Origin of the sequence: Streptomyces sp. NPDC090119, from assembly GCF_044747085.1 — a bacterium.
GTDB lineage: Bacteria > Actinomycetota > Actinomycetes > Streptomycetales > Streptomycetaceae > Streptomyces.
Genome location: NZ_JBIVDK010000003.1, coordinates 909,570 through 927,593 on the forward strand (window position 1 = coordinate 909,570; position 18,024 = coordinate 927,593).

Annotated in this window: 18 protein-coding genes and 3 tRNA genes; 5 read left to right on the forward strand and 16 right to left on the reverse strand. The window is 69.5% G+C overall.

Features of this window, described 5'->3' with window-relative positions:
- Positions 1 to 103 precede the first annotated feature (103 nt).
- The 9 genes from rpoB to ACIPPM_RS16990 form a co-directional block, all read right to left on the reverse strand.
- On the reverse strand, positions 104 to 3,589 hold the full coding sequence (gene rpoB / locus ACIPPM_RS16950) for a DNA-directed RNA polymerase subunit beta (protein ID WP_393595890.1): 3,486 nt from the start codon (positions 3,587 to 3,589) through the stop codon (positions 104 to 106).
- 567 nt (positions 3,590 to 4,156) lie between these two features.
- Complete coding sequence (gene rplL, locus ACIPPM_RS16955; RefSeq protein ID WP_393595891.1) at positions 4,157 to 4,540, reverse strand: 50S ribosomal protein L7/L12; 384 nt, start codon at positions 4,538 to 4,540, stop codon at positions 4,157 to 4,159.
- Between the two features lie 116 nt (positions 4,541 to 4,656).
- Positions 4,657 to 5,187 carry a 50S ribosomal protein L10 gene (gene rplJ, locus ACIPPM_RS16960; protein WP_399720224.1) on the reverse strand — a complete coding sequence of 177 codons (531 nt, stop codon included), beginning with the start codon at positions 5,185 to 5,187 and terminating at the stop codon, positions 4,657 to 4,659.
- Between the two features lie 305 nt (positions 5,188 to 5,492).
- Positions 5,493 to 6,359 carry a hypothetical protein gene (locus tag ACIPPM_RS16965; protein ID WP_401448164.1) on the reverse strand — a complete coding sequence of 289 codons (867 nt, stop codon included), beginning with the start codon at positions 6,357 to 6,359 and terminating at the stop codon, positions 5,493 to 5,495.
- Between the two features lie 159 nt (positions 6,360 to 6,518).
- Positions 6,519 to 7,244 carry a 50S ribosomal protein L1 gene (rplA, locus tag ACIPPM_RS16970; RefSeq protein WP_401448166.1) on the reverse strand — a complete coding sequence of 242 codons (726 nt, stop codon included), beginning with the start codon at positions 7,242 to 7,244 and terminating at the stop codon, positions 6,519 to 6,521.
- 96 nt (positions 7,245 to 7,340) lie between these two features.
- Entirely contained in the window at positions 7,341 to 7,775 is a 435-nt protein-coding gene (gene rplK, locus ACIPPM_RS16975; protein ID WP_018543896.1) for a 50S ribosomal protein L11, read from the reverse strand.
- Positions 7,776 to 7,943: 168 nt separating this feature from the next.
- Positions 7,944 to 8,834: a transcription termination/antitermination protein NusG gene (nusG, locus tag ACIPPM_RS16980; protein ID WP_401448168.1), complete on the reverse strand. Its 891-nt coding sequence runs from the start codon at positions 8,832 to 8,834 to the stop codon at positions 7,944 to 7,946.
- A gap of 80 nt (positions 8,835 to 8,914) precedes the next feature.
- Entirely contained in the window at positions 8,915 to 9,199 is a 285-nt protein-coding gene (gene secE / locus ACIPPM_RS16985; protein WP_030811625.1) for a preprotein translocase subunit SecE, read from the reverse strand.
- Between the two features lie 111 nt (positions 9,200 to 9,310).
- Positions 9,311 to 9,383: transfer RNA gene (locus ACIPPM_RS16990), tRNA-Trp, on the reverse strand.
- A gap of 259 nt (positions 9,384 to 9,642) precedes the next feature.
- Between ACIPPM_RS16990 and ACIPPM_RS16995 the strand changes: the two genes are divergently transcribed.
- The 3 genes from ACIPPM_RS16995 to ACIPPM_RS17005 all read left to right on the forward strand — a co-directional run bounded on the left by ACIPPM_RS16995 (position 9,643) and on the right by ACIPPM_RS17005 (position 12,669).
- On the forward strand, positions 9,643 to 10,869 hold the full coding sequence (locus tag ACIPPM_RS16995; RefSeq protein WP_401448171.1) for a pyridoxal phosphate-dependent aminotransferase: 1,227 nt from the start codon (positions 9,643 to 9,645) through the stop codon (positions 10,867 to 10,869).
- Between the two features lie 127 nt (positions 10,870 to 10,996).
- Positions 10,997 to 12,040, forward strand: coding sequence for an adenosine deaminase (locus ACIPPM_RS17000; protein ID WP_401448174.1), 1,044 nt, complete (start codon positions 10,997 to 10,999; stop codon positions 12,038 to 12,040).
- A complete protein-coding gene (locus tag ACIPPM_RS17005) occupies positions 12,037 to 12,669 on the forward strand; it encodes an NAD(P)-dependent oxidoreductase (RefSeq protein ID WP_401448176.1) in 633 nt (210 codons plus the stop codon). The genes ACIPPM_RS17000 and ACIPPM_RS17005 overlap by 4 nt, the downstream gene beginning before the upstream one ends.
- 5 nt (positions 12,670 to 12,674) lie before the next feature.
- On the opposite strand, the gene ACIPPM_RS17010 is transcribed toward ACIPPM_RS17005, so the two are convergent.
- The 6 genes from ACIPPM_RS17010 to ACIPPM_RS17035 all read right to left on the reverse strand — a co-directional run bounded on the left by ACIPPM_RS17010 (position 12,675) and on the right by ACIPPM_RS17035 (position 15,292).
- The gene (locus ACIPPM_RS17010; RefSeq protein WP_401448179.1) at positions 12,675 to 13,733 is read right to left on the reverse strand and encodes a UDP-N-acetylmuramate dehydrogenase; all 1,059 of its coding nucleotides are present in this window, start codon (positions 13,731 to 13,733) and stop codon (positions 12,675 to 12,677) included.
- Between the two features lie 92 nt (positions 13,734 to 13,825).
- Positions 13,826 to 14,254, reverse strand: coding sequence for a MaoC family dehydratase (locus tag ACIPPM_RS17015; protein ID WP_401448181.1), 429 nt, complete (start codon positions 14,252 to 14,254; stop codon positions 13,826 to 13,828).
- 5 nt (positions 14,255 to 14,259) lie between these two features.
- Positions 14,260 to 14,712 (reverse strand): MaoC family dehydratase N-terminal domain-containing protein, encoded by a 453-nt coding sequence (locus ACIPPM_RS17020; protein WP_401448183.1) that lies wholly within the window; start codon positions 14,710 to 14,712, stop codon positions 14,260 to 14,262.
- 133 nt (positions 14,713 to 14,845) lie between these two features.
- A complete protein-coding gene (gene rpmG / locus ACIPPM_RS17025) occupies positions 14,846 to 15,010 on the reverse strand; it encodes a 50S ribosomal protein L33 (RefSeq protein ID WP_003948671.1) in 165 nt (54 codons plus the stop codon).
- A 90-nt stretch (positions 15,011 to 15,100) separates the two neighbouring features.
- Positions 15,101 to 15,173 (reverse strand) — tRNA-Met (locus ACIPPM_RS17030).
- A 46-nt stretch (positions 15,174 to 15,219) separates the two neighbouring features.
- Positions 15,220 to 15,292, reverse strand: a tRNA-Thr gene (locus ACIPPM_RS17035).
- Between the two features lie 227 nt (positions 15,293 to 15,519).
- Here ACIPPM_RS17035 and ACIPPM_RS17040 point away from each other — a divergent pair.
- Positions 15,520 to 16,755 (forward strand): amidohydrolase family protein, encoded by a 1,236-nt coding sequence (locus ACIPPM_RS17040; RefSeq protein ID WP_401448185.1) that lies wholly within the window; start codon positions 15,520 to 15,522, stop codon positions 16,753 to 16,755.
- A 158-nt stretch (positions 16,756 to 16,913) separates the two neighbouring features.
- A complete protein-coding gene (locus ACIPPM_RS17045) occupies positions 16,914 to 17,570 on the forward strand; it encodes an SDR family oxidoreductase (protein ID WP_401448187.1) in 657 nt (218 codons plus the stop codon).
- A 27-nt stretch (positions 17,571 to 17,597) separates the two neighbouring features.
- On the opposite strand, the gene ACIPPM_RS17050 is transcribed toward ACIPPM_RS17045, so the two are convergent.
- Positions 17,598 to 17,819, reverse strand: a complete 222-nt coding sequence (locus ACIPPM_RS17050; protein ID WP_401448511.1) for a hypothetical protein — start codon at positions 17,817 to 17,819, stop codon at positions 17,598 to 17,600.
- Between the last annotated feature and the right edge of the window lie 205 nt (positions 17,820 to 18,024).

The following is an 18,024-nucleotide window of genomic DNA, read 5'->3' on the forward strand; positions in this document are numbered from 1 at the left end:
TCAATCCCTCTCAGGGTTGTAAGTCATGGGGTCTGAAACGGGGGTCCTGGGGCCGGACGGGGGTCGGTTCCTTGCGGGACCGAGCCCCCGTACCGGACTCCCGTCAGACCTCTTCGACGCTGCTCGGCTCGCGCCGGGACAGGTCGATACCGAGCTCCTCCGCTGCGCGGAAGACGTCCTCGTCGGTGTCGCGCATCTCGATGGACATGCCGTCCGAGGACAGCACCTCCACGTTGAGGCACAGGGACTGCATCTCCTTGATGAGCACCTTGAAGGACTCGGGGATGCCGGGCTCGGGGATGTTCTCGCCCTTGACGATGGCCTCGTAGACCTTCACGCGGCCGGTGACGTCGTCGGACTTGATGGTCAGCAGCTCCTGGAGGGCGTAGGCGGCGCCGTATGCCTCGAGCGCCCACACCTCCATCTCGCCGAATCGCTGGCCACCGAACTGAGCCTTACCACCCAGCGGCTGCTGGGTGATCATCGAGTACGGACCGGTCGAACGGGCGTGCAGCTTGTCGTCGACCAGGTGGTGGAGCTTGAGGATGTACATGTAGCCGACCGAGATCGGCTCCGGGAACGGCTCACCCGAGCGGCCGTCGAACAGCGGTGCCTTACCGGTGGGGAGCACCATGCGCTCGCCGTCGCGGTTCGGGATCGTGTGCTCGAGCAGACCGGCCAGCTCGTCCTCACGCGCACCGTCGAACACCGGGGTGGCGACGTTGGTGCCGGGGGCGACCTGGTCGGCGCCGATCGCCTGGAGGCGCTCGGCCCACTCGTCCGCGAGGCCGGAGACGTCCCAGCCGCGGCTGGCGAGCCAGCCGAGGTGGATCTCCAGGACCTGTCCCGGGTTCATTCGGGACGGGACACCCAGCGGGTTCAGGATGATGTCGACCGGGGTGCCGTCCTCCAGGAACGGCATGTCCTCGATCGGCAGGATCTTGGAGATGACACCCTTGTTGCCGTGGCGGCCGGCGAGCTTGTCACCGTCGGTGATCTTGCGCTTCTGCGCGACGTAGACGCGGACCAGCTGGTTCACGCCCGGCGGCAGCTCGTCGCCCTCTTCGCGGTCGAAGACGCGGACACCGATGATCTTGCCGGTCTCGCCGTGCGGCACCTTCAGCGAGGTGTCGCGGACCTCACGGGCCTTCTCACCGAAGATCGCGCGCAGCAGGCGCTCCTCGGGCGTCAGCTCGGTCTCACCCTTGGGCGTGACCTTGCCGACGAGGATGTCGCCCGCGGTGACCTCGGCGCCGATGCGGATGATGCCGCGCTCGTCCAGGTCCGCCAGGACCTCCTCGGAGACGTTCGGGATGTCCCGCGTGATCTCCTCGGGGCCGAGCTTGGTGTCACGGGCGTCGACCTCGTGCTCCTCGATGTGGATCGAGGAGAGGACGTCGTCCTGCACGAGGCGCTGCGACAGGATGATCGCGTCCTCGTAGTTGTGACCCTCCCACGGCATGAACGCCACGAGCAGGTTCTTGCCCAGGGCCATCTCGCCGTTCTCGGTGGCCGGACCGTCGGCCAGGACCTGGCCTTCGATGATCCGGTCGCCCTCGTTGACGATGACCTTCTGGTTGACCGACGTTCCCTGGTTGGACCGGGAGAACTTGTGCAGGCGGTACGTGATGTACGTGCCGTCGTCGTTGGTCGTGGTGACGTAGTCCGCGGAGACCTCCTGGACCACACCCGCCTTCGTGGCCTTGACCACGTCGCCGGCGTCGACGGCGGAGCGGTACTCCATGCCGGTGCCGACGAGCGGGGCCTCGCTCTTGATGAGCGGCACGGCCTGACGCATCATGTTCGCGCCCATGAGGGCACGGTTGGCGTCGTCGTGCTCGAGGAACGGGATCATGGCGGTCGCGACCGACACCATCTGGCGCGGCGAGACGTCCATGTAGTCGACCTCGTCACCGGGGACGTAGTCGACCTCGCCGCCACGACGGCGGACCAGGACGCGGGCCTCTTCGAAGCGCATGTCGTCGCTGAGCGTGGCGTTGGCCTGCGCGATGACGAAGCGGTCCTCCTCGTCGGCGGTCAGGTAGTCCACCTCGTCGGTGACCTGGCCGTCGACGACCTTGCGGTACGGGGTCTCGACGAAACCGAACGCGTTGACCCGGCCGTAGGAGGCGAGCGAGCCGATCAGACCGATGTTCGGGCCTTCGGGCGTCTCGATCGGGCACATGCGGCCGTAGTGCGAGGGGTGCACGTCACGGACCTCGAAGCCGGCCCGCTCACGCGAGAGACCACCCGGACCGAGCGCCGACAGACGGCGCTTGTGGGTGAGACCCGACAGCGGGTTGTTCTGGTCCATGAACTGCGACAGCTGGCTGGTGCCGAAGAACTCCTTGATGGAGGCGACGACCGGCCGGATGTTGATCAGGGTCTGCGGCGTGATCGCCTCGACGTCCTGGGTGGTCATGCGCTCGCGCACGACACGCTCCATACGGGCGAGACCCGTACGGACCTGGTTCTGGATCAGCTCGCCGACGCTGCGCAGGCGACGGTTGCCGAAGTGGTCGATGTCGTCGGTCTCGACGACGATCGACTGACCGCTGTCGCCGACCGTCTCGGTCTCACCGGCATGCAGCTTCACCAGGTACTTGATCGTCGAGATGATGTCCTCGACGGTCAGGACGCCCGCGTTCAGCGGAGCGTCCGCACCCAGCTTCTTGTTGACCTTGTAGCGGCCGACCTTGGCCAGGTCGTAGCGCTTGGGGTTGAAGTAGAGGTTCTCGAGCAGCGTCTGCGCGGCCTCACGGGTCGGCGGCTCGCCCGGACGCAGCTTGCGGTAGATGTCGAGCAGCGCGTCGTCCTGGCCCTGGGTGTGGTCCTTCTCCAGGGTGGCGCGCATGGACTCGTACTCGCCGAACTCCTCGAGGATCTGCTCGGTGGTCCAGCCGAGCGCCTTGAGCAGTACGGTGACCGACTGCTTGCGCTTGCGGTCGATGCGGACACCGACCATGTCGCGCTTGTCGATCTCCATCTCCAGCCAGGCACCCCGGGACGGGATGATCTTGGAGGAGAAGATGTCCTTGTCGGACGTCTTGTCGATGGAGGAGTCGAAGTAGACACCCGGCGAGCGGACCAGCTGGGACACCACGACACGCTCGGTGCCGTTGATGACGAAGGTGCCCTTGTTCGTCATGAGCGGGAAGTCGCCCATGAAGACGGTCTGGGACTTGATCTCGCCGGTCTCGTTGTTGGTGAACTCGGCGGTGACGAAGAGCGGCGCGGCGTACGTGAAGTCGCGGTCCTTGCACTCGTCGATGGAGTTCTTCGGCGGCTCGAAGCGGTGGTCGCGGAACGTCAGCGACATCGACCCGGAGAAGTCCTCGATCGGGGAGATCTCCTCGAAGATCTCCTCCAGACCGGACTTGGTGGGGACGTCCTGACCGTTCTCGAGAGCCTTCTCGACGCGAGCCTTCCAGGCGTCGTTGCCGAGCAGCCAGTCGAAGCTCTCGGTCTGGAGCGCAAGAAGGTTCGGAACCTCGAGGGGCTCCTTGATCTTTGCAAAGGAGATGCGCAGCGGGGCAGTGCTGGCGCCGTTGTTCGTATTCGCGGTCGAGGCAGTGCGCGAGGCGGCCAAGAGGGGGTCCTTCCGAGGGCTCGGACTCACTACGCGCGTACCGGTCCCTCTCCCAGGCTCACGACGGGAAACCCCAGGTCAGGGAAGTTCGGTCGTCGGTGCTCGGGTGGGGGCAGACCCCTGGTGACGGGCAGGGGACAGCTAACAGGCAGCGCAAAGGGTCAGTGTAGCCACTTGGCACACTGATGTCCAGTGCGGGTTTTGGAGACCCTCGTTTTCCTCAACGCCCTCGTCTTCGACGCCCTCGGCATGCTCGCCCTCAACGCACGGTGATCCTGCCCTCTTCGCCGTCGATCCATGCCTCGGATTCGGATCGTTGTGACGACGCGTCCTGAGAATTGCGCGCTGCGTGCGGTTCGTCAAGGCCCCCCAGCCGGAATGGGGCCTTCCGGAGACACAACGAAGATCACCATACCCCTCGCCACGGCGAGCGCAAGGCAACCGTGGTCGTCCCCGGGTACGCCGAAGAGCGACCACCCGGATGGATGATCGCTCTTCGGTACGCTCGCGTTACAGCCTCAGGAGGCCGTGTTCACGCGTGTGAGGTTCGCGGAACCCCGTGAGGTGTTACTTGACCTCGACGGAGGCGCCGGCGGCCTTGAGGGACTCGGCAGCCTTCTCCGCGGCCTCCTTGGTGACCTTCTCGAGGACCGGCTTCGGGGTGCCGTCGACGAGGTCCTTGGCCTCCTTCAGACCCAGGGAGGTCAGCTCACGCACGACCTTGATGACCTGGATCTTCTTCTCGCCGGCGCCGGTGAGGACGACGTCGAACTCGTCCTGCTCCTCAGCGGCCTCGGCCGGGGCGCCGGGGGCGGCGGGGCCGGCAACGGCGACCGCGGCGGCGGCGGTGACGTCGAACTTGTCCTCGAAGGCCTTCACGAACTCGGAGAGCTCGATGAGGGTCATCTCCTCGAACTGGGCAAGCAGCTCGTCCTGGGTGAGCTTCGCCATGATGGCGGTCCTTCCACTCGATCGGCGGGTGCCGGATGTACTGGATGTGGCGGGCGTACTTAGGCCCGCTGCGACCCTGGCCGCATCAGGCGGCGAGAGTCAGAAAGCGAGCCGAATTACTCGGCACCGCCCTGCTCGGCCTGCTTGGCACGGAGCGCGTCCACGGTGCGGACGAGCTTCGAGGGCAGCGCCTGGAAGAGCTGAGCAGCCTGAGACTGCTTGCCCTTGAAGGCACCGGCCAGCTTGCTGAGCAGAACCTCGCGGGACTCGAGGTCCGCAAGCTTCTTGATCTCGTCGGCGGACAGCGCCTTACCGTCAAGGACACCGCCCTTGATGACGAGATTCGGGTTGTCCTTGGCGAAGTCACGGAGACCCTTCGCCGACTCCACCGGGTCACCGGTGACGAAGGCGACAGCCGTCGGACCGTTGAACAGGTCGTCCAGCGTCGTGATCCCGGCCTCGTTGGCCGCAATCTTGGTCAGCGTGTTCTTCACCACGGCGTACTTGGCGTTCTCACCGAGCGACCGGCGCAGGTTCTTGACCTGTGCCACGGTGAGACCGCGGTACTCGGTAAGCACGGCAGCGTTGGAGTTGCGGAACTGCTCCGTCAACTCGGCCACTGCGGCAGCCTTGTCGGGCCTCGCCATAGAGCCTCGGCCTCCTTCCGGGTGATTCTGACCGCGCGGACCCGAAGGAGGACTGGGAAAAACGAAACGCCCCGGCGCAAGCGCTCGGGGCGGACTCGACCGGTTGCTTACGCGTGGACGCGTCTGCTCCGGGAGTACTTCCACTCACACCTGCGCGGGTCGCCCACTTTGCAGTAGGTCCTTCGGCCACCACACCCTCAGGTGAGCGTGCGGCAACGACCAGCGGTCTTTGGCTTCTCGAGGAGAGTACGGGACTCGGGCGCCATCGAGCAAATCCGGTCGGAGCGGACCCCTCACCGGGGTGCTCAGCGGGCGCCGGTGACGCCCTTGGAGCGCGCCAGCTCCGTGAAGTCCTGGGTGTCGGCGGCCGGGGGCGCCTCGGCCACGACCCGGACGCCGTAGTCGCGGTAGTAGGCGGTGCTGACCAGGCTGCCCTGCGCGGTGTCGGCCCGCTCGACCTTCTTGACCAGCAGGTTCCGCTGGTCGATCCAGAGGTCGACGGTCTCCGTGGTGACCCCGGCCTGGTCCAGCTGGCGTTTGAGTCCGGTCAGCTCGCGGGCGCTGAGCCCGCTGTCCCGGCCCGCCAGGTCGGCGACCCGGACCCGGCCCCGGTAGTGCGTGGCCGCGGTGCCCTGGACCCGCTCGGCGCCGACCCGGCGCACGTCCCCGGAGGCCAGCAGCATCTTGACCGACTGGTTGGGGGTGGTGTTGCGCATCTGGTCCTTCAGGTACATCCCGAGACCCTCGCCACCGCGGGCGAGGTCGGCGTACGCGTACCTGATCCAGTGTCGGCCGCCGGACCGCTTCGCGAAGGTGTCGCTCATGCGCGCGTAGTAGGCGTCCGGGAGGTAGCGGGCCCGCAGGGAGGGGGTGCCGGCCTTGCGCATGGCGGCGGCGAGGGTGCCGCCGGTGTAGCTGATCGTGAGGTGGCCGGTGACGCCGTCGTCCCAGCGCAGGGCGCCGTCGGAGGAGAGGGAGAGGGCCTTGCCGTAGCTGAGCGTGGAGCGGACGCGGACCGACTCGGCGCGGTCGGTGGACCGCTCGGCGGTGCGCAGGGCGGTCAGCGAGCGGTCGTCCTGGCCGCCGTCCCGGGCGTCGCCACAGGCGGCCGGGGTGGTCAGCGCCAGTGCCAGCGCCGCGAACCCCGCCCGGCGCACGGTCGTGCTCCTCATCCGGCTCCCCCACCCCTGTACGCGCCCTCTGACCCGCACCGTAACCCAGGGCACGGGCGGCCGGAAGGAGAAGAAAAGGGGAGGACCCCGCACCTTGGAAAGGTGCGGGGTCCTCGACCTGCGTACGCGCCGCTGCCGCGGCTACCGGTTGAGCGAGGCTCAGACGGCGGCCGGGTCCTCGGCGACGAGGAGGTTGCGGGTGCGGTTCTGGTCCACCAGGATGCCGGGGCCCATCGTGGTGCTGATGGCGGCCTTCTTGATGTAGCGACCCTTGGCGGCGGACGGCTTCAGACGGAGGATCTCCTCCAGCGCGGCGCCGTAGTTCTCCACCAGCTGGGCGTCGTCGAACGACGTCTTGCCGATGATGAAGTGCAGGTTCGAGTGCTTGTCGACGCGGAACTCGATCTTGCCGCCCTTGATCTCGGTCACGGCCTTGGCCACGTCCGGGGTCACGGTGCCGGTCTTCGGGTTCGGCATCAGACCACGCGGGCCGAGGACGCGGCCGAGGCGGCCGACCTTGCCCATGAGGTCCGGGGTGGCGACGACGGCGTCGAAGTCCAGACGGCCCTTCGCGACCTCGTCGATCAGCTCGTCGGAGCCGACGATGTCGGCGCCCGCGGCGCGCGCGGCCTCAGCACGGTCACCGGTCGCGAAGACCAGGACCCGGGCGGTCTTACCGGTGCCGTGCGGGAGGTTCACGGTGCCACGGACCATCTGGTCGGCCTTGCGCGGGTCGACACCCAGGCGGAAGGCGACCTCGACGGTGCCGTCGAACTTGGTCGTGGAGGTCTCCTTGGCGAGACGGACGGCCTCGAGCGGGGCGTAGAGCTTCTCCCGGTCGACCTTGGCGTCCGCAGCGCGGAGAGCCTTGCTGCGCTTGCTCACAACTGCTCCTGTGTGTTCTGAAAGGAGTCGTGGTACGGGCCGAGCGGGCCCTGCCACGTGCGACCGGCTACGGCCGCATGACTACGAGGTGGGTGTTCAGCCCTCGACCGTGATGCCCATGGAACGGGCGGTGCCGGCGATGATCTTCGACGCGGCGTCCAGGTCGTTGGCGTTGAGGTCGGGCATCTTGGTCGTGGCGATCTCACGGACCTGCGCCTCGGTGATCTTGGCGACCTTGGTCTTGTGGGGCTCGCCGGAGCCCTTCTCGACGCCAGCGGCCTTGAGGATCATCTTCGCGGCCGGCGGGGTCTTGGTCACGAAGGTGAAGGAGCGGTCCTCGTAGACCGTGATCTCCACCGGGATGACCCAGCCACGCTGCGACTCGGTGGCCGCGTTGTAGGCCTTGCAGAACTCCATGATGTTGACGCCGTGCTGACCGAGCGCGGGGCCGACCGGCGGGGCGGGGTTCGCCGCACCGGCGTTGATCTGGAGCTTGATGAGCCCCGTGACCTTCTTCTTCTTGGGAGGCATAGCTCTCCGGGTCCTTTCGATTCGGGTCCTGCCCGCGTAAGGGGACCAACCCGGACGCAGGCATACCGCACAACGATAGCGGGTATAGATGTGCGGCTAAAAACCGTGCAGGTCAGACCGGCTGCGAGAGCCCGTCTGACCTGCACGGAAGCGTGTGCCCAGAGAGAACTAGTTCTTCTGGATCTGGTCGAAGCTCAGCTCGACCGGGGTCTCGCGGCCGAAGATCTCGACGAGACCCTTGACCTTCTTCGAGTCGGCGTTGATCTCGTTGATCGTGGCCTGGAGGGTGGCGAAGGGGCCGTCGGTGACGGTGACCGAGTCGCCGACCTCGAAGTCCAGCACCTGGACCTCGACCTTGCGCTGCGGAGCGGGCTTGCCCTCGGCCTCGGCGGCCTCACGGGCGGCCTTCTCCTCGGCCTCCGGGGCGAGCATCTTGACGATCTCGTCCAGGGTCAGCGGGTACGGGTCGTAGGCGTTGCCGACGAAGCCGGTGACACCGGGGGTGTTGCGGACGACGCCCCAGGACTCGTTCGTCAGGTCCATGCGGACCAGGACGTAACCCGGCAGCTTGTTCTGCTTGATCGTCTTGCGGTCGCCGTTCTTGATCTGGACGACCTCTTCCTGCGGCACCTCGGCCTGGAAGATGTAGTCCTCGACGTTCAGCGAGACGGCGCGCTGCTCGAGGTTCGTCTTCACGCGGTTCTCGTAACCCGCGTAGGTGTGGATGACGTACCACTCGCCGGGCAGCGTGCGCAGTTCCTCGCGGAGCGCGACGACGGGGTCGACCGGCTCGGCGGGCTCTTCCTCGACGATCTCGACGGCTTCGGCGGCCTCTTCGGTCTCGACGACGCCCTCGGCGTCCTCGTCGACCTCGGCCACGGCCTCGGCGTCACCGTCGACGTGCAGCGCGGCCTCTTCGGCGGGCTCGCCCGCCGCGGCCTCGGCAGCCTCGAACTCGTCCTGCTCGTCCGCGCCCTCGACGATGTCGAGCTCGGCGTCCACCGCCTCGGCGGTTTCACGGCCAGGCTCGGTGGCGTCGTTCAGGTTCGGGTCAGACACGATGGCTGCTTCTTCCTGGATACATAGGGGTGGAACATGCGAAAAAAGGCGCCGGTACCACGGCGCCCTTCGCTCTTGGCTCAGCCGAAGACGTACTTGGCCGCGTGGTTGAGGCCATAGTCAATCACGGTGACCAAGCCAATCATGATGACGACGAAGACGATCACAACGGTCGTGTACGACGTCAGCTGATTGCGGGTCGGCCAGACGACCTTGCGGAGTTCCGCGATGATCTGGCGGTAGAAGGTGGCAAGACGCTTCAGCGGGCCCTTCTTGGCACGCTTACCGCCCTTGCGGGGCTTCTTGGCATCCGACAGCTCGTCCTGGGCATCAGGCGTGTCGATGGAGCCCACGGCGTCCGTCATGCGTCCTCACCTGATCCCGGAATCGTGGCCGTGCCGCGCCCGGTGAATTCAGAGCCGCACGGCGGTGCATTGCTGTACGTACATGCGCACACATCCTGGCGGTGTGTGTAGCAGGGCCGGAGGGACTTGAACCCCCAACCGCCGGTTTTGGAGACCGGTGCTCTACCAATTGAGCTACGACCCTTTGGTGTCCCCCAACCTACCGCATCCGCCCGACCGCCCGGTGTGGAGCGTTCACGCGGTGGCTGCTGGAGGCCAACGAGGGATGAGTGTACGTGCTCCACGGCCCGGCGTCGAACAGAAAGTGCCCGGCCGGACGCCCGGAGTGGAAGATCGTCCTGGCCGCGCCCCGGATTCGGACCCTTGTTCCGTCGGCCGCCCGGTGCTGTTCAGTCTGTGAAACCCGTGTGCCCGCCGTGTTTCCGGTCTGGAACGATGGGCGTATGAGCGCTGCAACCCCTCCCACCGAGCGCCGGGTCTCCGCCCGAGTCGGCGCGATCTCCGAGTCCGCCACCCTCGCCGTGGACGCCAAGGCCAAGGCCCTCAAGGCCGCCGGGCGTCCGGTGATCGGCTTCGGCGCCGGTGAACCCGACTTCCCGACCCCGGACTACATCGTCGAGGCGGCCGTAGAGGCCTGCCGGAACCCGAAGTTCCACCGCTACACCCCGGCCGGCGGCCTGCCCGAGCTGAAGGCGGCCATCGCCGCGAAGACCCTGCGGGACTCGGGCTACGAGGTCGACGCCTCCCAGATCCTGGTGACCAACGGCGGCAAGCAGGCCATCTACGAGGCGTTCGCCGCGATCCTCGACCCGGGCGACGAGGTCATCGTCCCGGCCCCGTACTGGACCACCTACCCGGAGTCGATCCGGCTCGCGGGCGGTGTCCCGGTGGAGGTCGTGGCCGACGAGACGACCGGCTACCGCGTCACCGTCGAGCAGCTGGAGGCGGCCCGCACGGAGAAGACGAAGGTCGTCCTCTTCGTCTCCCCGTCCAACCCGACCGGCGCGGTCTACAGCGAGTCCGAGGCCGAGGCGATCGGCCGCTGGGCCGTCGAGCACGGCCTGTGGGTGCTGACGGACGAGATCTACGAGCACCTGGTCTACGGCGACGCGAAGTTCACCTCGCTCCCGGCGATCCTGCCCGAGCTGCGGGACAAGTGCGTCGTGGTCAACGGTGTCGCCAAGACGTACGCCATGACCGGCTGGCGGGTGGGCTGGGTCATCGGCCCGAAGGACGTGGTCAAGGCCGCGACCAACCTCCAGTCGCACGCCACCTCCAACGTCTCCAACGTGGCGCAGGCCGCCGCGCTGGCCGCCGTCTCCGGCGACCTGAAGGCCGTGGCGGAGATGCGCGAGGCGTTCGACCGGCGCCGCCGCACGATCACGCGGATGCTGAACGAGATCGACGGCGTGCTGTGCCCCGAGCCCGAGGGCGCCTTCTACGTCTACCCGTCGGTGAAGGACCTCCTGGGCAAGGAGATCCGGGGCAAGCGCCCCGAGACCACGGTCGAGCTGGCCGCCCTGATCCTGGAGGAGGCCGAGGTCGCGGTCGTCCCGGGCGAGGCGTTCGGCACGCCGGGCTACCTGCGGCTGTCGTACGCGCTGGGTGACGAGGACCTGATCGAGGGCGTCAGCCGGATGCAGAAGCTGCTGGCGGAGGCGCGGGACTGAGATCCCGCGGAAGCGGGGCCGCAACCGACTCACGTGAGTCGGTTGCGGCCCCGCTTCTGTGTGCGAGCAAGCCCACTAAAGGGGAACCGGCTACCAGTGTGGCGTCCTGGTGCGGCAGGATCTCTGGATGGAGCGTGTACGTGATCTCTCGGAGCTTCCCAAGGCCCATCTGCATCTGCACTTCACCGGCTCGATGCGGCCGGGCACCGTCCTGGAGCTGGCCGACAAATACGGCGTGCGGCTGCCCGAGACGCTGATCGAGGCCCTGACCAGCGGGGAGCCGCCGAAACTGCGGGCCACCGACGAGCGCGGCTGGTTCCGCTTCCAGCGGCTGTACGACGCGGCGCGCTCGTGCGTGAGGGAGCCCGAGGACATCCAGCGGCTGGTCCGGGAGGCCGCCGAGGAGGACGTCCGGGACGGTTCGGGCTGGCTGGAGATCCAGGTGGACCCGACCTCGTACGCCCCCCGGCTGGGCGGACTGATCCCGGCGCTGGAGATCATCCTGGACGCGGTGGACACGGCCTCCCGCGAGACCGGGCTCGGGATGCGGCTGCTGGTGGCCGCGAACCGGATGAAGCACCCGCTGGACGCCCGCACCCTGGCCCGGCTGGCGGTGCGGTACGCGGACCGGGGCATCGTCGGCTTCGGCCTCTCCAACGACGAGCGGCGCGGCATGGCCCGCGACTTCGACCGGGCCTTCCACATCGCCCGCGAGGGCGGCCTGCTGTCGGCGCCGCACGGCGGTGAGCTGACCGGCCCGGCGTCGGTGCGGGACTGCCTGGACGATCTGCACGCCACCCGGATCGGGCACGGGGTGCGCGCGGCGGAGGACCCGCGCCTGCTGAAGCGGCTCGCGGACCGGGGCATCACCTGCGAGGTCTGCCCGGCCTCCAACGTGGCCCTCGGCGTCTACGAGAAGCCCGAGGACGTCCCCCTGCGCACTCTGTTCGAGAGCGGTGTCCCGCTGGCCCTCGGCGCCGACGACCCCCTGCTCTTCGGCTCCCGGCTGGCCGCCCAGTACGAGATCGCCCGGCACCATCACGCCTTCACCGACGCCGAACTCGCCGAACTGGCCCGGCAGTCGGTACGTGGCTCGGCGGCGCCCCCGGAGACGAAGGAACGTCTGCTGGCGGGCGTCGACACCTGGCTGACCGAGCCGGTGAGCGCATGAGGCTGACCGTCTTCGGCGCCACCGGCGGGGTGGGTGGCGAGATCGTCCGGCAAGCCCTGGACGCGGGACACGAGGTGACCGCCGTGGTCCGCGACCCCGCCCGGCTCACCGTCACCGGGGAGCGGCTGCTCGTGGTCCGGGCCGACCTGTCCGACCCGGAGACGCTGCGCGGCGCCGTCGCGGGCCGGGACGCCGTTCTGTCGGGGCTGGGCGCGCGCTCCCGCAAGGAGGCCGGGGTGACCACCCGGCTGACCCGCGCGGTGCTGGCCGCGATGGCGGCGGAGGGGGTGCGCCGACTGGTGATCGTCAGCGCCGCCCCGGTGGGCCCGGCCCCGGCGGACGACGGCCTCCTGGACCGGGCGCTGCGGTCCGTGGTGTCGGCGGTCTTCAAGGACGTCTACGCCGACCTGCGCGAGACGGAGGCGGAGCTGGCCCGCAGTGCCGTCGAGTGGACGGTGGTACGCCCGCCGCGGCTGCTGGACCGGCCCCTGACCGGCCGCTGTCGCACGGTGGTGGGCGGCTCCCCGCGCGGCGGCCGGACCATCGGCCGCGCGGACGTGGCGCACGCGATGCTGGCGATGCTCGACGACCCGGCGACGGTCCGGCAGGGCGTAGGTGTGGCCTACTAGTCGGCCTACTGGAGGCTGACGCCCACGGTCACCGGCTCGTTGACCAGCGTCACGCCGAAGACCTCCTGGACCCCGGCGACGACCTCGCGGGCCAGGGCCAGCAGGTCCTCGGTGGTGGCGTCGCCCCGGTTGGTGAGGGCGAGGGTGTGCTTGGTGGAGATGCGGGCGGGCCCGGTGCCGTACCCCTTGGTGAAGCCGGCCTTGTCGATGAGCCAGGCCGCGGAGGTCTTCGTGCGCCCCTCCCCCGCCGGGTAGGCGGGCGGCGTCGCGTCCTCGCCGAGCCGCTCGCGCACCCGGACCTGGAACGCGGCGAACTGCTCGTCGCTCAGGATCGGGTTGGTGAAGAAGGACCCTGCGGACCAGGTGTCGTGGTCCTCGGCGTCGAGGACCATGCCCTTCCCCGCGCGCAGCCTCAGCACGGTCTCGCGGGCGTCGGCCAGCGGCACCCGGTCGCCCGGCTCGACGCCGAGGACGCGCGCGGTCTCCGCGTACCGGATCGGCGCCGAGAGCCCGGCCGCGTCCTCCAGTTCGAAGCGGACGCGGAGCACGATGTGGCGCTCGGGGTCGGCCTTGAAGCGGCTGTGGCGGTAGGAGAAGGCGCACTCCTCGCCGGTGAGCGTGACGGTCTCGCCCGCCCGGCGGTCGTAGGCGACCACCTCGGTGATGGTGGCGGAGACCTCCTGGCCGTACGCGCCGACGTTCTGGATCGGGGTGGCGCCCGCCGAGCCGGGGATGCCGGCCAGGCACTCGATACCGGCGAGCCCGGCCTCGACGGTGCGGGCGACGGCGTCGGTCCAGACCTCACCGGCGGCCAGTTCCAGGGTGGTGCCGCGCAGTTCGACACCACGGGTGGCGATGCGCAGGGCGGTGCCGTCGAAGCCCTTGTCGCCGATGACCAGGTTGGAGCCGCCGCCGATGACGAGCAGCGGGGTGCCGCTGTCGTCGGCCTCGCGGACCGCGGCGATCACCTCGGCGTCGGTGGTCGCGGTGACCAGCCGGGTCGCGGGACCGCCCAGCCGGAAGGTGGTCAGCGGGGCGAGGGGGGCGTCGTGGAGTACGTGCACGGGGCAAGACTACGAGACGCGGGAAACGGTAAGGGGCGCCCGCCATTACGGGACGCCCCTTACGTGTGCCGCTGTCGCTGTGGCGCTTCGCCTCAGGCCAGGCGGACGACCGCCCGGGACATGCCGAGCACCTTCTGCCCGGCGCTGGTCGCGGTGAGGTCGACGCGGACGGTGTGGTCGTCCAGCTTGGCCGCGACCTTGGCCGCGACCTCGATCAGCGCGCCCTTGTCGTCGTCGGGCACGGGGACCGGCTTGGTGAAGCGGACGCCGTACTCCACGACCGCGGCCGGGTCGCCGGTCCAGTCGGTGACGACGCGGATCGCCTCGGCCATGGTGAACATGCCGTGCGCGATGACGTCGGGCAGGCCGACCTCCTTGGCGAACCGCTCGTTCCAGTGGATGGGGTTGAAGTCCCCGGAGGCGCCCGCGTAGCGCACGAGCGTGGCGCGGGTCACGGGGAAGGTCTGCGCCGGGAGTTCGGTGCCGACCTCGACGTCGTCGTACGCGATCTTCGCGGTCATCCTGCTCAGACCTCCTCGGCCGCGCGGGCCACCAGCTTGGTCCAGGCGGTCACCACGTGGTCGCCGGACGCGTCGTGCACCTCACCCCGGATGTCCAGGATGTCGTTGCCCGCCATGGACTTGATGGCCTCGATGGTGGAGGTGACGGTGAGACGGTCACCGGCGCGCACCGGGCGGGTGTAGGCGAACTTCTGGTCACCGTGCACCACGCGGCTGTAGTCCAGGCCGAGCTGGGGGTCCTCGACGACCTGTCCGGCGGCGCGGAAGGTGATGGAGAACACGAAGGTCGGCGGGGCGATCACATCGGCGTGCCCGTAAGCCTTGGCGGCCTCCGGGTCGGTGTACGCCGGGTTGGCGTCGCCGACGGCCTCGGCGAACTCGCGGATCTTCTCGCGGCCCACCTCGTAGGGCGCGGTGGGCGGGTAGGTACGCCCCACGAAGGACTGGTCGAGCGCCATGGGCCCGGTACCTCCTGGTCTGGAGTGCTGAGTTGGCCGGAGAGCAGTGCCGGCCGGAGAGCGATGCTGGCCGGAGAAACGACTTGAGGCCGTCCCCCATACTGCTGGGGACGGCCTCAAGTACGAGCCTGATTTATCGCGTTTCGCGATGCGCGGTGTGCGCATTGCAACGCGGGCAGTGCTTCTTCATCTCCAGACGATCCGGGTTGTTACGCCGGTTCTTCTTGGTGATGTAGTTCCGCTCCTTGCACTCCACGCAGGCCAGCGTGATCTTCGGGCGGACGTCGGTGGCAGCCACGTGAGTGCTCCTAGGACGAACGGATGGGCTAGTTCAACGCATGTAAGAGTAGCCGATCGAAGGACCGACCCCGCAATCGGCTACTGTCAGTAGCGGTGACCGGACTTGAACCGGTGACACAGCGATTATGAGCCGCTTGCTCTACCGACTGAGCTACACCGCTTTGATGAGATCGGAACCCGCCTTGCGGCGGGAACCTCTCACACCAGAGCCCCAAAACGGAATCGAACCGTTGACCTTCTCCTTACCATGGAGACGCTCTGCCGACTGAGCTATTGGGGCGAGCGAGGAAGACATTACACGGTCCGCCGCCGTTCGCCCAAATCCGTATCCGGGCACCCATCACGGGCCGTCTCCCCGGCCCCTGGAGCCCCTCCGGAGCCGCTCCCGGCCCCGTGCCACGCCGGTACGACTATTGCCCTCCTCCGCGGTCCGGGCGGCCGCCGACCCTACGCTCGGACACTCTGCGTGATCTTGCTCCGTCGCCCTCCCCCGCCCTCTGGAGTCCGATGCCCGACAGCCCGCCGCCGCCTCCCGCCCCGGACCCGGGCGCCCTCGTGCTGTGCGGGGCACGGCTCACCGACGGGCGGACGGTGGACGTACGGCTGGGCGGCGGGCGCATCGAGGCGGTCGGTACGGCGGGCAGCCTGGCCCGCGGCCCCGCCCGGGCCGGCGCCCCACGGGTCGACCTGCGCGGCTATCTGCTGCTCCCGGCCCCCGCCGAGCCGCACGCCCACGGCGACACCTGTCTGACCGCCGAACCCCCCGGCCCGGCCTCGACCGCCCCCGAGGACGTGCAACGCAGAGTGACCGAGGCGACCTTGCTCCAGCTCGGCCACGGTGCGACGGCGGTGCGGGCCCAGGTGCGGATCGGCGATGTGCACGGGCTCGGCGCGCTGGAGGCGGTGCTCCAGGCCCGCCGTGCGCTGCGCGGGCTCGCGGAGCTGACCACGGTGGCGATGCCGAGGCTGCTGACCGGGGTCGCGGGCGCGGACGGGCTGGCGATGCTGCGGGACGCGGTGAAGATGGGCGCCTCCGTGGTGGGCGGCTGCCCCGACCTGGACCCCGACCCCATCGGCTATGTGGAGGCGGTGCTGGAGGTGGCCGCCGAGCAGGGCTGTCCGGTCGATCTGCACACCGACGCCGCCGACTCCGCCCGGCTGTCCCGGCTCGCGGCGATGGCGGGCGGGCTGCGCCCCGGTGTGGCGCTCGGCCCGTGCTCGGGTCTGGCCCGGCTGCCCGCCGAGACGGCCCACCGCGCGGCGGACCGGCTGGCGGCCGCCGGTATCTCCGTGGTCTGCCTGCCCCAGGGCGGCTGCGCGGGCACCGACCGCCGGGGCACCGCGCCGGTACGGCTGCTGCGCGCGGCCGGGGTACGGGTCGCGGCGGGCAGCGGCGCCCTGCGGGACGAGGCCAACCCGGTGGGCCGGGGCGATCCGCTGGAGGCGGCGTACCTCCTCGCCTCCAGCCACGGCATGCGCCCGGCGGACGCCTACGACTCGGTGAGCGCGTCGGCGCGGGCGGTGCTGGGGCTGCCGGAGGTACGGGTGGAGGCGGGCTTCCCGGCCGAGCTGCTGGCGGTGCGCGGGGACGAGCTGGCGGGGGCGCTGTCGCTGGCGTACAGCCGGATCGTCGTGCACCGGGGGCGGGTGGTGGCCCGGACGAGCGCGGTGCGGGAGTACTGCAACTCGGCGGCCGAGGCGGAGCTGGGGCTGCCTCGACAGGGGCGCGGGAAACTGTCGTAACAGCGTTTTATCTACGGCGAGTTGACCCTTTCGCGGGACGAGCGTGCGTGGTGTGCGCCCCCGGTTGCCGCCGTGCGCCGTGGCCCTTCGGGGGGATGCTCCCCGGTCGGCGCTGGCTCGTGGAGCGGACGGGATGCGGCGGGCGTACGGTCGTAGTCATGCGCATTGTCATCGCTGGAGGTCATGGTCAGATCGCGCTGCGGCTGGAGCGGCTGCTCTCGGCGCGCGGGGACGAGGTCGCGGGCATCATCCGCAAGCCGGAACAGGCGGCGGAGCTGCGGGCGGCCGGTGCCGACCCGGTCCTGCTGGACCTGGAGGCCGCGTCGGTGGAGGAGGTCGCGGAGGTGCTGCGGGGTGCCGACGCGGCCGTGTTCGCGGCGGGCGCCGGTCCGGGCAGCGGCAACGCCCGCAAGGAGACGGTGGACAAGGGCGCGGCGGTGCTGTTCGCGGACGCGGCGGTGCGGGCCGGGGTGCGCCGGTTCGTGGTGGTCTCCTCGATGGGCGCGGACCCCGCGCGCACCGGTGACGAGACCTTCGACGTGTACCAGCGGGCCAAGGGCGAGGCCGACGCGTACGTCACCGCGCAGCAGGCCCTCGACTGGACGATCCTGCGCCCCGGTTCGCTGACGGACGAGCCGGGCACGGGGCTGGTCAGGCTGGCGGCGCACACCGGCCGGGGCCCGGTCGCGCGGGACGACGTGGCGGCCGTGCTGGCGGACCTGGTGGAGTCCTCGTCGACGGCGGGGCTGACCCTGGAGCTGATCGAGGGGTCGACGCCGGTGGCGGTGGCGGTGAAGGCGGTCGCGGGGAACTGACGGCGTCTCAGCGGGGGTCCGGCTGTTTCAGAACAGCGGGAGCTGGCCGGGGAAGTCGGGGACGACGTAGCCGTCCAGCGTGGGCTGGGCCGCGCCGATCTGGGCGTGCTGCCGGGAGCCCGCGCAGGACACCATCTCCTGGCTCTCGCGCGCGCCGGGCGGGTCGTGGCGTGCGAAGCGACCGGCTACGACGGCGATTTCGCGGTGGCACACGGGACAGGTTCGGCGGCGCGAAGACGTCGGTGACATGGAGGCCATGAGGGCCAGTGTGCCTTGCGGGTCCGACAGCGCTGTTACTCACTTTCGGGTGACGCGTCCGGGGCGGCCGGGGTGGCGTGACCTGGCGAAAGAACGCTTCTGCCCAGTGATCACAAGGGTTCTGCCCGTTTCGGGGCGTCAACTTGGTGCATTCTTCCTATGAATGGACGTTACAGCCAAGAGTCACGGAAACATG

What these genes read in the sequence shown, in the direction of transcription:
- ACIPPM_RS17040 (WP_401448185.1), top strand. Translation starts at nt 15,520, where the DNA reads ATGCCCGACAGCCCGCCGCCGCCTCCCGCCCCGGACCCGGGCGCCCTC.
- ACIPPM_RS16995 (WP_401448171.1), top strand. Translation starts at nt 9,643, where the DNA reads ATGAGCGCTGCAACCCCTCCCACCGAGCGCCGGGTCTCCGCCCGAGTC.
- ACIPPM_RS17005 (WP_401448176.1), top strand. Translation starts at nt 12,037, where the DNA reads ATGAGGCTGACCGTCTTCGGCGCCACCGGCGGGGTGGGTGGCGAGATC.
- ACIPPM_RS17050 (WP_401448511.1), bottom strand. Translation starts at nt 17,819, where the DNA reads ATGTCACCGACGTCTTCGCGCCGCCGAACCTGTCCCGTGTGCCACCGC.
- ACIPPM_RS16965 (WP_401448164.1), bottom strand. Translation starts at nt 6,359, where the DNA reads ATGAGGAGCACGACCGTGCGCCGGGCGGGGTTCGCGGCGCTGGCACTG.
- secE (WP_030811625.1), bottom strand. Translation starts at nt 9,199, where the DNA reads ATGACGGACGCCGTGGGCTCCATCGACACGCCTGATGCCCAGGACGAG.
- rplL (WP_393595891.1), bottom strand. Translation starts at nt 4,540, where the DNA reads ATGGCGAAGCTCACCCAGGACGAGCTGCTTGCCCAGTTCGAGGAGATG.
- ACIPPM_RS17015 (WP_401448181.1), bottom strand. Translation starts at nt 14,254, where the DNA reads ATGACCGCGAAGATCGCGTACGACGACGTCGAGGTCGGCACCGAACTC.
- ACIPPM_RS17000 (WP_401448174.1), top strand. Translation starts at nt 10,997, where the DNA reads ATGGAGCGTGTACGTGATCTCTCGGAGCTTCCCAAGGCCCATCTGCAT.
- ACIPPM_RS17045 (WP_401448187.1), top strand. Translation starts at nt 16,914, where the DNA reads ATGCGCATTGTCATCGCTGGAGGTCATGGTCAGATCGCGCTGCGGCTG.
- rplJ (WP_399720224.1), bottom strand. Translation starts at nt 5,187, where the DNA reads ATGGCGAGGCCCGACAAGGCTGCCGCAGTGGCCGAGTTGACGGAGCAG.
- rplK (WP_018543896.1), bottom strand. Translation starts at nt 7,775, where the DNA reads ATGCCTCCCAAGAAGAAGAAGGTCACGGGGCTCATCAAGCTCCAGATC.
- ACIPPM_RS17020 (WP_401448183.1), bottom strand. Translation starts at nt 14,712, where the DNA reads ATGGCGCTCGACCAGTCCTTCGTGGGGCGTACCTACCCGCCCACCGCG.